The organism is Streptomyces sp. NPDC003077, assembly GCF_040611095.1.
Taxonomy (GTDB): Bacteria; Actinomycetota; Actinomycetes; order Streptomycetales; family Streptomycetaceae; genus Streptomyces.
On sequence record NZ_JBEXNM010000146.1, the window covers coordinates 1 to 1549 of the forward strand.

General features: G+C 72.8%; 1 protein-coding gene. It reads left to right on the forward strand.

Features of this window, described 5'->3' with window-relative positions; genetic code table 11:
* Positions 1–1520 (forward strand): beta-ketoacyl reductase (locus ABZX96_RS38015; RefSeq protein WP_355554261.1); only part of this gene is annotated, 1520 nt, incomplete at its 5' end.
* Positions 1521–1549: the final 29 nt, after the last annotated feature.

The following is a 1549-nucleotide window of genomic DNA, read 5'->3' on the forward strand; positions in this document are numbered from 1 at the left end:
AAACCGCCATCCGCACCACCACCCTCACCCGACGCCTCACCCCCACACCCACCCCCAGCAAAACCACAACCAACACATTCAAACCCCACCCCCACGGCACCACCCTCATCACCGGCACCGGAGCCCTCGCCCACCACATCGCCCGCTGGCTCGCCCACCACGGCACCCCCCACATCCACCTCACCAGCCGCCAAGGCCCCAACACCCCCGACATCCACCACCTCGTCAAAGAACTCCAACAACTCGGAACCACCACCACCATCACCACCTGCGACACCACCAACCCCCACCAACTCAAAAACCTCCTCACCACCATCCCCACCGAACACCCCCTCACCGCCATCTACCACACAGCCGGAGCGCCGGGCGGCGACCCGTTGGAGACGATGGACGCCGACGGGCTGGTGAGGCCGATCGCGGCGAAGGTCATGGGTGCCGTCCTGCTGGACGAGTTGCTGCACGACACTCCGTTGGACGCGTTCGTCCTGTTCTCGTCCAACGCCGGGGTCTGGGGCAGCGCGGGCCAGGGCTCCTACGCGGCGGCCAACGCCTTCCTCGACGCCCTCGCCGAGCGGCGCCGGGCCCGGGGTCTGGCCGCCACTTCGGTGGCCTGGGGCCTGTGGGCGGGGGACGGCATGGGCAAGGCGGCCGACGACGGTTACTGGCGGCGGCGGGGGCTGCGTCCCATGGACCCGCGGTTGGCGGTCGCGGCGCTCCAGGAGGCGTTGGAGCGCGACGAGACGTTCGTCGCCGTGGCCGATGTGGATTGGGAGACCTTCGCGCCCGCGTTCACCGTCTCCCGTCCCAGTCCGCTGCTGGACGACATCCCGGAGGCGCGCGCCGCGCTGGCCGGGGCCTCGGGTCCGGACCCGGCACGGGACGCGGCTCCCGAGGCCGCCACCGGCGTGGAGCTGTACGGACGGCTGGCCGGCCTGTCCGAACGGGAGCGGCAGCGCGTCCTGAGCGAGTTGATCCGCACCCACGCGGCGTCCGTCCTCGGGCACGCCTCCGCCGACCAGGTGGACGAGGACCGGACCTTCCTGGAGCTGGGTTTCGACTCCCTGACCGCCGTGGAACTGCGCAACCGCCTGTCCACCGCGATCGGGACCCGGCTGCCCACCACCATCGTCTTCGACCACCCCTCTCCGGGCGCGCTGGCGGTGTGCCTCTGGGAGGAGTACGTGCGGACGGCGGCGCCCGCCGGGGCCGCTCCGGCGAGCCCGGAGGAGGCACGCGTCCGCCAGGCGCTGGCGAGCGTGCCGCTGGAACGGTTGCGTGAGGCGGGCGTGCTGGACGTACTCCTGCGGCTCGCCGAAGCCGGTGCCGATGACGGAGGCCTGGGCCGGGGCGACGAAGGCCCGGGCCGGAACGGGGACGGGCTCCGTGCTTCCGGCGCCGTCGGACGGTCCCTCGACGCGGACGGCCCCGGACAGCCGACCCGCGTCGCGGACATCGACGAGATCGACGAACTGGACGCGGCAGACCTCGTCCGCCTCGCCCTCGAAGGCACCGACGCCTGACCGGGGGCGGCGCCCCTGCCCGCCCCCGG